A 14,911-nucleotide genomic window follows, 5' to 3' on the forward strand; every position below is an offset into this window, starting at 1 on the left:
CGGAGGTCGGGGTCGGATCCGATTCCATGGGAATCGGCTCTGGCCCCAGACGCTGCCAGCATGGGGTCAGAGCCCTTCCCTGCGGGAAGGGATCCGACCCCGTGGGCGTCATGCCACGGCGCGCTTGCCGGTGCGGTAGATCAGCCAGCCGACCAGGAACAGCACGGCCAGGCCGATCCACTGCGCGGCCGGCAGGTGGAACGGCACGGCCAGCACGTCGGCACGGCTGCTGACCACGATCGGCACGGCGATGGCGATACCCATCAGCGCCTCGCCGGTGATCAGGCCGGCAGCGAACAGCACGCCCGGCTTGTGCACGCGGTCGCGGCCCTCTTCGTCATCGGCGCGCACCTTGTGGAAGCGCTCGACCAGGTAGGAGATCAGGCCACCGAGGAAGATCGGCACCATCAGTTCCAGCGGCAGGTAGATGCCGATCGCCGCGGCCAGCACCGGCACGCGGAAACGCGAGTTGCGCGACTTCAGCCAGCTGTCGAACGCGATGATGGCGGCACCGACCACGGCACCGATGCCGATGAAGGTCCACGGCAGCTCGCCACCGAACAGGCCCTTGGCCACCGACGCCATCAGGTTGGCCTGCGGTGCGGCCAGCGCATTCGGGTGCAGCTCGGACTTGACGCCGATGCCGTAGGCGGTGGCCAGCAGGTTCAGCACCGGGGCCATGATCAGCGCGCACGAGAACGCGCCGATGCCCAGCATCAGCTGCTGCTTCCACGGGGTGGCACCGACGATGTAGCCGGCCTTGAGGTCCTGCAGGTTGTCGCCACCGACGGCGGCGGCACAGCACACCACCGCGCCGATCATGATCGCGGCCACCGCACCCAGCGGCGCACCGAAGGCACCGACCGGCTGCAGGCCATCCTTGCCCAGCAGCAGCACCAGCACCGCCGAAGCGAACAGGATGGTGGAGATGGTGATGCCCGAGACCGGGTTGTTGGACGAACCGATCAGGCCGGCCAGGTAGGCCGACACCGAAACGAACAGGAAGCCGGCGACGATCATGATGAGGGTCATCGGGATCGACACATGCCACTGGCCGACGATGGCCTGGTACAGCGCCAGCAGCGGCAGGGTGAACACCACCAAGGCCACCAGCATCCACTTCATCGGCAGGTCGCGCTCGGTGTGCGCCAGCACCGGGCCACCGCTCTTGCGCGCGGCCGCAAAGCCACTCTTGACGCCGTTGAGCAGCGACTTGCGCAGCGAGATCAGGGTCCAGATGCCGCCGATCAGCATCGCGCCGACACCGAGGTAGCGCATCTTCGCGCCCCAGATGGCGAACGCCGCTTCGGTGGACGAGGCGGTGGCGATCGAGGCGGCCAGCGCCGGATCGGTGTTCATGAAGAACGCCTGGTAGATCGGGATGGCGATGTGCCAGGTCAGGATCGAGCCGGACACCACCACGATGCCGACGTTGAGGCCGACGATGTACCCCACGCCCAGCAGTGCGGGCGACAGGTTGGTGCCGATGAAGGCGGTGACCTTGGAGCTGCCGACATAGGCCGAAGTGGCCCAGGCGTCTGGGATCAGGCGCATGCCGCTTTCCGCGGCCAGCTTCACGAACGCACCGATCACCGCCGACAGGCCGAGGATCTTCAGGCCCGGGCCCGGGTTCTCACCGGCCTTGAGCACTTCGGCCGCAGCCTTGCCTTCCGGGAACGGAAGCGGGTCCTCGACGATCATCGAACGGCGCAGCGGCACCGAGAACAGTACGCCCAGCAGGCCACCGAGACCGGCGATGCCCAGCACCCACCAGTACTTGAAGTCCGGCCAGTAGCCCATGATCACCAGCGCGGGGATGGTGAAGATCACACCAGCGGCGATCGACGAACCGGCCGAAGCACCGGTCTGCACGATGTTGTTCTCAAGGATGGAACCGCCACCCAGCAGGCGCAGCACGCCCATGGAGATGACTGCGGCGGGAATCGCGGTGGCGATGGTCAGGCCTGCGAACAGACCGAGGTAGGCGTTTGCGGCCGACAGCACCACCGCCAGCACGATGGCAAGGACCACCGCGCGGAAAGTGAGCTGCTTGGGCGCAGCGTCATGGTTCATGAAAGCCCCTGCTGGCAAAAAATCCCTGCCACGCTAGCGTTCAGGGGACAGCAAGTCCAGTGCGGTTGGTACCGGCTGGCAAGCCCTCGCCCGGCACTGCGCCCCAGCAGGCCCTTGGCCCCTTCAGATGTGTCGTGTTTGACCAAGTTGTGCACAGTGCACCGGTTCGTCGGAGCGGGGGTCCCTTGACCCCAATCCCCCGACGCCCCCGGCCCACCGGGCGATGCGTGCCAGGCGATGGGGTTTGCGGCTCGGCGCCTGCTTGAGTCGATTCCCGGAATCCAACACCGTGCACTGCCACCAACACATTGTCAGTAAGGAGACCGGATGGCAGACGCACCATTGATCACGATGATGCGAGGCCTCCTCGTTGCAGCGGGCGCGATGCTGTGCCTGCTGCTGGGTATCGGCAACGTCAACGCCTACAGCGGGTTCGGCACCGCGGTGATCGAGGATCGGGAAGGAATACCTTGTTTCGGCCTGCCGCCGCGGGCACTGGAATGGGTCCGATCGCCCCGTATCCTGCAAGCGGTGATGGTGTATCACCACGACACGGTGAAGGCATGGTCGTTCATGTACGACCTGACTCCCGCAGAGCCTTTGGCGCCGGGCCAGTGCATCGTCTACGGCGATCTGCCAGCCTCGGCCACGCTGCGCACTTCTCCACAGCCATTGATTCCTGCAACCTTGTATGAGGTCTACCTCAACGCTCACACCAATGGCCCAATCAGGGGCTACACGGCGAAGTTCTGCCTGAAAGCTGCGCCTGACGGATCGACTCGGGTGATCCCCATCAGGTACGACAAGCGGACGGGTTGGAGCGCAGCTGTCTGCCAGCCCTGACGGGCTGCGCGGCAAAACGTTATGTTATATCCTGTCACGCCGGTCGAGCATCCCACGTGGCCTCTTCCCCCTCCCTCCGGCTGGCCTCCATCGACCAGCTGCGCGGCACCGTAATGCTGCTGATGCTGCTCGACCATGTGCGCGAGACGTTCTTCCTGCAGTACCAGGTGAGCGACCCGATGGACGCGGCCAACGTGTCCCCTGCTCTGTTCGTCTGCCGCCTGCTGGCCCACCTGTGCGCACCGGTGTTCGTGCTGCTGACCGGCCTTTCGGCCTGGCTGTACGGCCAGCGCCAGGCCGACCCGCGCCGTGCCATCGCCGCCTTCCTGCTCAAGCGCGGCCTGTTCCTGGTGGTGCTGGAACTGACCCTGGTCAACTTCGCCTGGACCTTCCAGTTCCCGCCGGACACGGTGTACCTGCAGGTGATCTGGGCGATCGGCCTGAGCATGATCGCGCTGGCCGGCCTGCTGTGGCTGCCGCGGCCGGTGCTGGCGGTGCTGGCGGTAGCGCTGGTGGTTGGCCACAACCTGTTGGATGGCGTACGCGTGCAGGGCGACGGCGCGGTGGCGGTGCTGTGGAAAGTGCTGCACCAGCGCGACTGGATCGAGGCTGGGCCGTTGAGCCTGCGCACCTCCTACCCGGTGCTGCCATGGATCGGGGTGATCGCGCTGGGCTACCTGATGGCGCCGTGGTTCGGCGTCGGCAGCGATCCGGAACAGCGCCGGCAGCGGTTGCTGTGGGTCGGGCTGGGCGCGCTGGCCGCCTTCGTCCTGCTGCGCTTCGCCAACGACTATGGCGATGCGCCCTGGCAGTACCAGCAGACCACGCTGCGCACGTGGATGAGCGTGTTCAACATCACCAAGTACCCGCCCTCGCTGCAGTTCCTGCTGCTGACCCTGGGCGTGGGCCTGCTGCTGTTGCGGCTGTATGAGTGGCCGCCGCTGGCGCGCGCGCTGCGGCCGCTGGCCGATATCGGCGCAGCGCCGATGTTCTTCTACCTGCTGCACCTGTACGTGCTGAAGCTGCTGTACCTGGCCGCGCTGAAGACCTGGGGCCCGACCCACGGTTGCCTGTATGCACTGGACTCGGTGGCCGGCCTGCTGCTGGTGGCCTGCGCACTGGCGGTGGTGCTGTACCCACCGACGCGGGCGTTCGCGCGGTTCAAGGCACGGCGACGCGACCTGGCCTGGTTGCGGTATCTGTAGACCATGCACCGGGGCGGCCATCCACGCATGGCGTGGATCTACTGAAAGCGGGCGCGGGCCTATAATTCCGCGATGAATTCCACTGCTATCGCTTCCGACGACTTCCTGGGTCATCCCAAGGGCGTCTACGTCTGCTTCTTCACCGAAATGTGGGAGCGCTTCTCCTTCTACGGCATGAAGGCGCTGCTGCTGCTGTATCTCACCAAATACCACCTGTTCGGCGACAAGGCCGGGCTGGACCTGCTCGGTGCCTATGGCGGCCTGGTGTACTGCATCCCGGTGTTCGGCGGCATGCTGGCCGACCGCTGGCTGGGCATGCGCCGGGCGGTGTTGTTCGGTGGCATCCTGCTGGTGCTGGGCCATCTGGGCATGGCCTTCGAAGGCCACGCGGCGTACCGGGTCAATGGTGAAGTAGTGCGCGACACCTCGGCGCTGGCAGTGACCTACCTGTCGCTGGCCTTGATCATCATGGGCGTCGGCTTCCTCAAGCCGAACATCTCCACCATTGTCGGCAAGCTCTACCCGCAGGACGATCCGCGCCGCGACTCGGGCTTCTCGCTGTTCTATGCCGGCATCAACCTGGGCGCCCTGTTCTCCTCGCTGGTGTGCGGGTTCCTCGGCGAGGTCTACGGCTGGAAGTACGGTTTCGGTGCTGCCGGCATCGGCATGATCGCCGGCCTGGCGATGTTCCTGTGGGGCCAGAAATACCTGCAGGGCCACGCCGAACCGCCGCAGCCGGCCACGTTGAAGCAGAAGGTGCTGGGCCTGCCGCGCGAATGGCTGATCTACCTGTGCGCGGTGATCGGCGTGCTGCCGGTGGCCTGGCTGATGTGGGCGGCCGGCAACGGTGCCTTCGCGCTTGGCGGTGAAATCAGTCTGGCACTGATGCTGATGCTGGTGGTGCTGGGCGGCGTGCTGGTCTGGTTCGCCTGGTTCACCGGCACCCAGTGCACGCCGGTGCAGCGCCAGCAGATGATCGCGCTGATGGTGCTGATCTTCATGGCGCTGGTGTTCTTCACGATGTACGAGCAGTCGTATGGCTCGTGGGTGACATTCACCGACCGCCTGCTGACCAAGGACATCGTGCCGGCGCTGGTGATCCGCGAAGGCTCTCCGCTGCCGTGGTCGATCCTCTCGCTGCTGCTGGCACCGCTGGGCTTCGTGGTCAGCGCGCGCCTGTCCGAGCGTCGCCCCGGCTCGTCCGCGCCGCGTACGTTCTTCATCGCCATCGTTGCGTTGATGCTGGTGCTGCTGGTGCGCGACTGCCTGGTGATCCCGCAGACCGCCGGTTCGCTGACCTACCTCGGCGGTCTGTTCCTGGTGCTGCTGGCGCCGGCCTTCGCCGCGTTGTGGACCTGGATGGACCGCCGCGGCTGGGAGCCGGGCAAGCCGGTGAAGTCGGCCTGGGGCCTGGTGATCGGTGCGCTGTCGTTCGTACCGCTGGCGCTGGCCGCGCAGCACGTCGGTACCACCGGCGAGATGGCCAGCGTGTGGTGGCTGGTGCTGGCCTACTTCCTGCTGGCCAGCGGTGAGATGTGCCTGTCGCCGGTCGGCCTGTCGGCGGTCACCCAGCTGGCGGTGCCACGGGTGATGAGCCTGATGATGGGCACCTGGTTCCTGGCGACCGCCTTCTCCGAAACGCTGGCCGCGCTGTTCGGCAAGCTGGCGGCGATCGACGTACCTGAAGGCGAAACGCTGGACATGGCCGCTGCGGCCGGTGCCTATGCACACCTGTTCTGGCTGCTGATGTGGATCGGCCTGGGCTGCGCGTTGCTGGCCTTCATCGCTGCGCCGCTGTTGAAAAGAATGATGCACGGGGTCAAATAGGGCCAATAGCGTCACCCTGGAGCGTCATTCACTATTGCCACGCAGAAAGCGACAGCGCTTTCGTACAAATTGCATGTGAGACAGCCGAAGAGGGAGGCAGGATGCGCTCTCCCTCCACTTCCTCTCTTCTTTCATGCGCTCTTCCCCTACGGCCCGCACTCCGCTGGCTCTGCTCATCTCGGCCTGTCTGCTCGCCCCGGTTCCGGCGCTCGCGGACGACGCCTCCGACTCCTGCAAGGACACCGACCAGGTTCACTGTGATTCCGACACCGGCATTTCCGGCTGGTGGTGGGGCGGCTTGGCGGCCCTGGGCCTGGGTGCCGCCGCGGCAAGCGGCGCTAGCGGCGGCGGTGATGGTGGCAGCGGTGGCGGTGGCGGTGGCGGTGGCACGGTGCCGCCCGGCCAGGAAGGTGGCCAGTTCGGCAACAACCAGGTCCTGTCCGCGGCGGGCACCCAGGTGAACTGGCAGCAGCCGGTCACCAGCCGCATCACCGGGCGCGCCCGCAACGAAGGCCACCTGCAGCTGCTGGCTGGCACGCTGCACCTGGTGGGCGAAGGCGAGCTGCGCAATACCGGCAGCCTTACCGTCGGAAGCGCCAGCACCCTGCGCATCGATGGCGATGCGGACCTGCACAACAATGGCGTGCTACGCGTCGAGGGCGCCCTCCAGCTCGCCGCCGATGGAAGCCTGGAGAACTTCAGCCGGGCCGACTTCATTGGCGCGCGCGTGCAGGCCAGCGGTGATGCCAGCATCGACAACCATGGCGCGCTGCATCTACAGGGTGGCCAGTGGTCCTTCACCCAGGATTCGGACCTGGACAACGGCCGCAATGGCGTGCTCGACATCAGCGGTACCGGCATCGCCCTGCGCGACCGCGCTGAAGTGGAGAACGAAGGCCGCATCCTGGCGCGCGACCTGGCCGTGGGCAGTGCCTTGTTCGATGCAGTGACCGGTGCGTGGGGTACCGATCGCGATGCGATCGATGTGCTCGACAACCGCGGCCATATCCAGCTCGACGGCGACCATGGCAGCGTGCTTCGCCTGGTGGCGGACAGCCATGCCAGCCACGCCATCAACCGCAGCGGCGCCAGCATCCAGAGTTCGGCCCGCAACAGTGCCCTGCTGCATGCCGAGGGCACGCGGGCCACCTTGCTCAACCAGGGCACGTTGACCGTCACCGGCGATGGCGCGGTGGCGATGCGCGGCGCGCGTGGCGCCACCCTGATCAACGACGGCGTGATCAACCTGGGTACGGCCACCGACAACCGGGGCCGCGGCATGGTCGCCATGCAGTCCGATGGCAGTGCAACGCTGAACAACCGGCGTAGCGGTGTGATAAACATCCATGCCGCCGACTCGTTCGCCTTCCAGATCGCCCCGGGTGGCAGCGGCCGCCTGATCAACAATGGCGTGGTGAACGTCTACGGCCAGGGCAGCGGCGTGCATGCCGACGCGGACTCGGCCGCCGCCGACCGCCCGGGCAGTGATCTTGGCTGGCAGGCGCCGCGTGGCATCCGCGGCTACACGGTCGGCACGAACGCCGACGGCAGCGCGGGCCAGCTGGTGCTGCATGACGGCGGACAGCTGCACGACGTTGCCGTAGACACCGGCTTTACCCGCGGCACCGACGCTTCGCACGTCGTGCTGCGCGATGTGGTCAGCGGCGCCGAAGGAGGCGAACAGAACATCCGCAGTGCCAGTGTGGTCTGGCACGCACAGGCCGAGCGTGATGAACAGGGCAACGTGGATGTGGCCATGCAGCGCCGCGACTACCGCGAACTGGCCAACGACGACCAGCAGCAGATCGCCTCCGCGCTGGAAAACGCATACCGCAACGATGCGCTGTTCCACAGCTTGGAAGTGGCCGACCAGCGCAGCTTCCAGAGCGCGCTGCAGCAGCTGTCGGGTGCCAGCCTGGTAGGCAGCGCGCTGCGCGTGGCCAGCAATGCCGATGCACTGTGGTCGCAGTTGGCGGCGCAGCCGGCCGGGCAGTCGCGCGCACTGGCCTTCGGTGGCGGGCAGGCCAATGCGGCCGGTGTGCGCGGCGATGGCGGTGCGATGCAGGTGGCGCTGCAGCTGCGCGGCGGCCAGATTCTGCAGTTGGCCACGGCTGCACTGTCGGCTGACCTGTCCGCAGGGAGCGGGCAGGATCGGCTGCACTCGCAGTTCGCCGGCATCGGCCTGGCCCAGCAGTGGGGTGCGCTGCAGCTGCGCCACCAGCTTGGCCATGAGCAACACCAGCTGCAGGGTCAGCGCCAGCTCGACTGGGGCCAGACCCGCGAGACCGCGCACAGCCAGCGCCGCATCGGCAGGACGATGCTGGCCACCACGCTCGACATGACGTCTGCACTGGGCCAGGTGCAATGGCAGCCGCGCATCAAGGCCAGCGCCTTCGACCAGCGTGAAGGCGCCTTCCACGAACAGCATGCCAGCGGCTTCGGCCTGGCGGTGGCCGCGGGCCGCCTGCAGGGCATGCAGCTGGAAGTGGGCAGCGCGTTCCAGCGCGCGCTCGGCACGCAGTGGCAACTGCAGGCCGACGTGGCCGCCAGCCGGCCGCTGGCCCTGCGCGAGCAGGCGCGCGCTGCGTACCTGCTGGGCGCATCGGACAATGCCTTCACCCTGCCCGGCGTGCGCCGCAGCGGCCTGGACCACCGGCTGCAGCTGGGCCTGAACTACCCGGCATCGAACCTGGGCTTCGGCGCGCAGTTGTCCAGCCTGCGCCAGTGGGGTGAAAGCGATGTGCGTGCCGACCTTCAGTTCGGCTATCGCTTCCGCTGAAGTACCGGGCGACGGGCGCTTATGCGCCCGTCGCCGTCCACTCAGGGCGCCTTGCGCATGCCGTCCGGTAGTGCCGACGGTGGGGCTGCGGTCGCCCCACCAAGGCTGTGTGAAAGCAAGGCCAACAGCCGCGTGTAGTAGTCGCGCTGGTTCGCTTCGCTGTACAGGCCATGGCCTTCGCGCGCGTAGTACGCCGCTTCCACCGGCACGCCGGCCTGTTTCAACGCCGCTTCCATGCGTTCGGTGTGCTGTACCGGCGCACGCAGGTCTTCGCGACCAGCGGCCAGCAGCACCGGCACCTTGATACTCGCCGCCAGATTCACCGGCGACACTGCCGCCAGGGTGGCCGGATCACCCAGCCACTCCTGTAGATAGGTCACGCCGGAGGCGCGATCCTGGATGTCGCCCCGTTTGAACATCAACGGCAGGTCGTACACCCCGACGTAGCCGGCCGCGCAGCGGTACAGCCCCGGCTCGCGCACAGCGCCCATCATGGCCGAGTACGCACCGTAGCTGGCACCGTAGATGCAGATGCGTGCGCTGTCGGCGATGCCTTGGCTGATCGCCCAGCGGGTGGCGTCGGTCACATCGTCCTGCATCGCGCGGCCCCATTGCCGGGCAGCGGCCTGGGTATGTGCACGGCCGTAGTTGCCCGAGCCGCGGAAGTTGACCTGCAGCACCGCGTAGCCGGCGTCGGCCAGCAACTGGTTCTCGCGCTCGAAACCACCATCATCGAACACGCCGATCGGGCCACCATGCGGGACCACCACCATCGGCAGGTTGTGGCCATCACTGCCCCTGGGCAGGGTCAGGAAGCCATGCAGCGGCAGGCCGTCCCGCGCAGCCAGGGTGATCGGGCGAACGCTGGCACCGCCATCGCGATCAAACCAGCGATGGCGGCTGGTGAGGAACGCGGCGTTGCGGGTGGCGGTGGTGTACAGGAAATAGTCGCCGGGATTGGTCGCAAAGCTCACCTTCACCAGCAGGCGCGCGTTGTCGCGGGTGCCGGTGAGCAGGCTCACGACCTGCCCGGGAAACGCCTTTTCAAGCCTGCGCTGGGTGCTGGCGGTCGGCGACTGCTCATCGAAGAAGGCGGTGCGCGTGACGGCGCCGACGAACTGGATACCCACCGGCACGCGCGTGCCGGGCTGGTAGACCACGCGGGTGGGGTCGACGGTGTCGTCCTGCAGCAGCGTACGCCGTTCTCCGCTGACCGGATCCCAGCTGACCACCGTATCGGGGCCGCGGGCCCGCTCCACCACCAGGTAGGCCAGCCGATTGTCGGCGGAGAAGCCGATCGGGCGTTCGATGCGATGGCTGCTGCCTTCGTCGTTGACCAGGGTCCACTGATCGCGGTCCTGGCGATAGTAGAGCTTGTTGACGTTGTCGGCGGCGGCACCATGGGCGAAGCGCAGTTCACCTTGATTGTCGGTGGTAAACGTCGCGCGCTGCACCGGTGAACGCGAGACCGGTATGCGGCGCCCGGTGATGACATCCATCCGTTCCAACCGCGTATTGGTGTCGTTGGCGAATGGCCACAGCGAGATCAACACGTTGCGCTCGTCGGCAGCCAGCGGATCGGCCAGGAACGCAGCCACCTGCTCGGGCACCCGTCCGGTCACGAAGCCGGGCTCATCCGGGCGGGCGCGATAGCCGACCAGAAGATCACCACGTTTGCCATTGGCATCGATGGCATACAGTTCGCCCGTCGGCCGTGGCTGGTCCAGTGGCCCCCATTTCTCGGCCAGGCCGATGAGCAGGCGGGTGTCACTCACCCAGTCGACCTCGGCGGCGTGATTGTTGCGCGGCGGTCGGAAATTGCCGACCAGCTCCATCGTGTCGGTACGCAGGATCGCCACGGCGGTCGCGCCCTCCAGCGGCAAGGTCATGGCAATGTATTCGCCGGTAGGCGAGAGCTGGATGTCATTGAACTCCGCACGACGCACATAGCCGTCCAGCGAAACTTCCGCAGCCTCCACCCCAGCGGCGCCGCAGATGGCCATCAATGCGGCCAGCACCTTTGCATGCTTCATCACTTCCTCCTTGAAGCCGGGCATCCCCTGCCCGGCATCGGGTCCGCTGGCTGCGGCTGGATTTCCTTACGGCGCCTTGTCAGCACCTGCGGTGGCGCTGGCGGTGTTGCCGCCCAGACTGCGTGACAGGAAGGCGAGCAGCTTGCTGTAGTACTCGCGCTGATGCTCGGGCCGGTAGAAGCCGTGGCCTTCGGTACGGTAATACAGACTTTCCACCGGCGAGCCCGCCTTCTTCAATGCCGCCTCCATGCGCTCGGTGTGCTTGATCGGCGCGCGTGCGTCTTCGCCGCCCGCAGCAAGAAACACCGGCACTTTCACCTGTGCGGCCAGGTTCACCGGCGAACTGGCACCCAGTGTCTTCGGATCACCCACCCAATCGCGCTGCCAAAGCATGGCCGAATCGCTCAACTGCGCCTCCCCAGTGAACATCAGCGGCAGGTCATACACGCCGACATAGCCGGCCGCGCACTGGTACAGCCCCGGCTCGCGTACCGGCCCCATCATCGCCGCGTACGCACCGTAACTGGCGCCATAGATGCAGATGCGCTTGCTGTCGGCGATGCCCTCGGCGATGGCCCAGCGCGTGGCGTCGGTCACATCGTCCTGCATAGCCGCGCCCCACTGCTTCGCACCCGCCTGGGCGAAGGCGCGCCCATAATTGGACGAACCACGGAAGTTGACCTGCAGCACCGCATACCCTGCGGCTGCCAGCATCTGTGGCTCGCTGCTGTAGCTGCCTTCATCGAACACGCCGAAGGGGCCGCCGTGCGGCAACACGACCATTGGCAGATTGCGGCCGCTGCTGCCGTTGGGCAACGTCAGGAAGCCATGCAGTGTCGTCCCGTCGCGCGCCTTCAACGAGAACGGACGCACGCTGGCAGCCAGCTTGGGATCGATCCACTCGCTGCGGCTGACCAGATGTTCGGCGGCCTTGGCGCGGGTATCGAACAGGTAGAAATCGCCGGGATTGCTGCCCGACCAGGTCTGCACCACCACCTTGCCGCCATCGCGGGTGCTGGAGGTGATGTACACCGGGCCACCGAACGCCGCTTCCAGGCTGCGGTATTGTCGGGCATCGGCGCCCTTTTCATCGAAGAACCGGGTGCGCGGTACATCCCCCAGGTACAGCGCACCTACGGGCACGCGGGTGCCCGGGCGACGGATGATCGCGGAAGGATCAACCACCGCATCGCGCAGCACCTCATGCCTTTCGCCCGTCTGCGGATTCCAGCTGACGATGGCGTCGGGGCCGCTGGGCTGCTCGACCTGCAGATAAGCCAGCGTGCCATCCTCGGAGAAGCCCAGCGCGCCCTCGATCCTGTGGCTGAGTGACTCGTCATTGACCAGTGACCACTGCGCATTGGTGCCCGCGCGGTAGTACAGCTTGTTGACGTTGTCCGACGCCGCACCCAGCGCAAAACGCACTTCACCCTTGTCATCGGTGGTGAAACCGGCGCGCTGCACCGGTGAGCCGGAAACGCGCACGCGGCGTCCGCTGACCACATCCAGCCGCTCCACGCGGGTATAGGGATCATCGGCAAACGGCCACACCGCGATCAGTACATTGCGGTCATCGCCGGGCAGCTCGTCCGTGAGGAACGCCGCGACGTCCTCCACCTTCTTCGGCTGGATGCGCGTGCCCAGCCCGCGCCCCTGCACGCGGTAGCCGACCAGCAGTTCGCCGCCCTTGCCATCGACATTGACGCCGTAGAGTTCGCCGGTCGGTTGCGGGGTATCCAGCGCGCCCAGCTTCTCGGCAAGGCCGACCAGCAGGCGATCATTGCTTACCCATTCGAAACTGTTGGCATGGTTCTTCGCCTGCGGCCGAAACACACCCGCAGGCTTGCGGTCGGACGTACGCAGGATGACCAGCGCGGTGGAATCGTCCAGCGGCACGGTGCCGGCCACATAGTCGCCTCCCGGCGACAGCTTGATGTCCGAGAATGACTCCGGTTTCAGGTACTTCTCCAGGTCCACCCCGCCGGTACCCGCCGACGTCCCGCCCACCACCGCGCACAGCAGCGCGGCAAATACAGTCCTGCGCATCCTTCCCCCTCCCTGCCGGACACCCTGTCCAGATTTGCCGATTCTAGGCAGGCCGACGATGGCGGCGCCAGTGACGAGCGCGCCATCGCCAGACTCAGGGCGCCTTCTGCGCATCACCGCTGGCCTGCGTTTGTGCGGTGGCTCCCCCCAGGCTGCGCGACAGGAACGCGAGCAGGCGTCCGTAGTACTCGCTGCGATGCGCCTGGGTGTAGAAGCCATGGCCTTCGGTGCGGAAATACAGGGTTTCCACCGGTGAACCGGCCCGTTCCAGCGCGGCCTGCAGCCGCTTGCTGTGCTGGATGGGCGCACGCGCATCCTCACCACCAGCGGCCAGGAATACCGGCACCTTGATGCGATCTGCCAACGCAACCGGCGACACCTCACCCAGCGAGGCCGGATCGCCCAGCCACTGCTGCAGATAGGCCACGCCGGAACGGCTGTTGCCCACATCGCCACGGGTGTACATCAACGGCAGGTCGTAGACGCCCACGTAGCCTGCCGCGCACTGGTACAACCCCGGCTCGCGTACGGGCCCCATCATTGCTGCGTAGGCACCGTAGCTGGCACCGTAGATGCAGATGCGTCTGCTGTCGGCGATGCCCTCGGCGATGGCCCAGCGCGTTGCATCGGTCACGTCATCCTGCATGGCGCGGCCCCATTGCCGCACTGCCGCACGCATGTGGGCACGGCCGAAGTTGCCGGACCCGCGGAAATTCACCTGCAGCACGGCATACCCGGCCGCTGCGAGCAACTGCGTCTCATGCGCGAAACGGCCGTCGTCGTACTCGCCGATGGGGCCACCATGGGGCAGCACCACCATCGGCAGGTCGCGGCCGGTACTACCGTGCGGCACGGTCAGAAACCCATGCAGGTCCAGTCCGTCGCGTGCCTTCACTCTGATGGACCGCACCGATGCGGTCGCAGTCGGGTCGATCCATTCGCTGCGGGCAAGCACGAAGTGCGCCTGTCTGCGGTCGACGTCATAAAGGTAGAACTCGCCCGGGTTGGCACCGGACCAGGTTTCCAGAAGCAGCTTTCGTCCATCACGGGTACTGGAGGTGATGAACACCGCCCGCCCGGGGAACGCCGCCTCCAGGCTGCGGTACTGCCGCGCTTCGGCCGATGCTTCATCGAAGAAGCGGGTGCGCGGGGTGTCGCCCAGGAACAGTGCGCCGACCGGCACCCTGCTACCTGGACGGCGGATCACCCGTGCCGGATCGACCACATCGTCGCGCAGGACAACCCTGCGCTCCTGCGTGACCGGGTTCCAGCTGACGATGGCATCGGGCCCCGTGGCCTGCTCGCTCTGCAGGTAGGCCACCTGGCCGTCGGCGGAAAAACCCAGTGGCACGTCGACGCGGCCACTGCGCTTCTCATCGTTGACCAGCATCCAGTCGCCGCCACCGAAGCGGTGGTAGAGCCGGCTGCCACTGTCTGCACCGACGCCCCGCGCGAACCGGACCTGCCCCTGGCCATCGACGGTGTAGGTGGCACCCGGCAGTGGCGGACGCACCAACAGGTGCTGCTTGCCGGTGGCCAACTCGAGCCGCGCGGCGTAGCCGTTGGCATCCAGGCGCGAACCGCCGACCGCGATCACCACGTGGTCATCGTCGTCAGGCAGGTCATCGCTGAGGAATGCCGCAACGGCGTCCAGGTATCTGGGCCGCAGACGAAGGCCGAGCTGGCGATAGCCGACCAGCAACTCAGGACGCCCGCTGCGGGCGTCGAGTGTCATCAATTCGCCAGTGGCCCAGGGTGCGTCGCGGGTGCCGAACTTCTGGGCAAGGCCGAACATCACCTGTTCGTCGTTGACCCAGTGCATGTCGATGACGTGGGAATTGCGCGGCGGCCGCAGACTGCCCACAGGCGTGTCGTCGTCGGTGCGCAGGATGACCACAGCGGTGAAGCCGTCGCCGGGAACGGTTGCGGCCAGATAGTTGCCACCCGGGGAAAGCACGACGTCCTCGAACTTGTCCGGCCGCACGTAAGCGTCCAGATCAACAGCAGCGGCGGTTCCCCACGACATCCCTGCCACGATGATGGCGGCCAACCCATACCTGCGCATCCTTCCCCCCTTGCGCCTGGACGCCTTGTCCCGGCTGGCC

At 66.8% G+C, this 14,911-nt stretch carries 8 protein-coding genes; 4 read left to right on the forward strand and 4 right to left on the reverse strand.

Going from position 1 to position 14,911, the window contains the following annotated elements; all coding sequences use genetic code 11:
• Positions 1-108: 108 nt before the first annotated feature.
• Positions 109-2,073, reverse strand: a complete 1,965-nt coding sequence (locus AC1DKR_RS04380) for an OPT family oligopeptide transporter (RefSeq protein ID WP_025873881.1) — start codon at positions 2,071-2,073, stop codon at positions 109-111.
• Between the two features lie 327 nt (positions 2,074-2,400).
• Between AC1DKR_RS04380 and AC1DKR_RS04385 the strand changes: the two genes are divergently transcribed.
• From AC1DKR_RS04385 to AC1DKR_RS04400, 4 genes are all read left to right on the forward strand, one after another.
• Positions 2,401-2,916: a hypothetical protein gene (locus AC1DKR_RS04385; protein WP_478031324.1), complete on the forward strand. Its 516-nt coding sequence runs from the start codon at positions 2,401-2,403 to the stop codon at positions 2,914-2,916.
• Positions 2,917-2,972: 56 nt separating this feature from the next.
• Positions 2,973-4,121 (forward strand): acetyltransferase domain-containing protein, encoded by a 1,149-nt coding sequence (locus AC1DKR_RS04390; protein ID WP_363730448.1) that lies wholly within the window; start codon positions 2,973-2,975, stop codon positions 4,119-4,121.
• A gap of 72 nt (positions 4,122-4,193) precedes the next feature.
• Positions 4,194-5,948 carry a peptide MFS transporter gene (locus tag AC1DKR_RS04395; RefSeq protein WP_478031326.1) on the forward strand — a complete coding sequence of 585 codons (1,755 nt, stop codon included), beginning with the start codon at positions 4,194-4,196 and terminating at the stop codon, positions 5,946-5,948.
• A gap of 133 nt (positions 5,949-6,081) precedes the next feature.
• Complete coding sequence (locus tag AC1DKR_RS04400) at positions 6,082-8,727, forward strand: hypothetical protein (protein ID WP_478031328.1); 2,646 nt, start codon at positions 6,082-6,084, stop codon at positions 8,725-8,727.
• Between the two features lie 41 nt (positions 8,728-8,768).
• Here the strand turns inward: AC1DKR_RS04400 and AC1DKR_RS04405 are convergent, their stop codons facing one another.
• From AC1DKR_RS04405 to AC1DKR_RS04415, 3 genes are all read right to left on the reverse strand, one after another.
• The gene (locus tag AC1DKR_RS04405; RefSeq protein WP_478031330.1) at positions 8,769-10,760 is read right to left on the reverse strand and encodes an alpha/beta hydrolase family protein; all 1,992 of its coding nucleotides are present in this window, start codon (positions 10,758-10,760) and stop codon (positions 8,769-8,771) included.
• A gap of 66 nt (positions 10,761-10,826) precedes the next feature.
• On the reverse strand, positions 10,827-12,806 hold the full coding sequence (locus AC1DKR_RS04410) for an alpha/beta hydrolase family protein (protein ID WP_312785593.1): 1,980 nt from the start codon (positions 12,804-12,806) through the stop codon (positions 10,827-10,829).
• Positions 12,807-12,900: 94 nt separating this feature from the next.
• The gene (locus tag AC1DKR_RS04415; RefSeq protein ID WP_478031333.1) at positions 12,901-14,871 is read right to left on the reverse strand and encodes an alpha/beta hydrolase family protein; all 1,971 of its coding nucleotides are present in this window, start codon (positions 14,869-14,871) and stop codon (positions 12,901-12,903) included.
• Positions 14,872-14,911: the final 40 nt, after the last annotated feature.

Source organism: Stenotrophomonas sp. 01N47 (genome assembly GCF_056399165.1).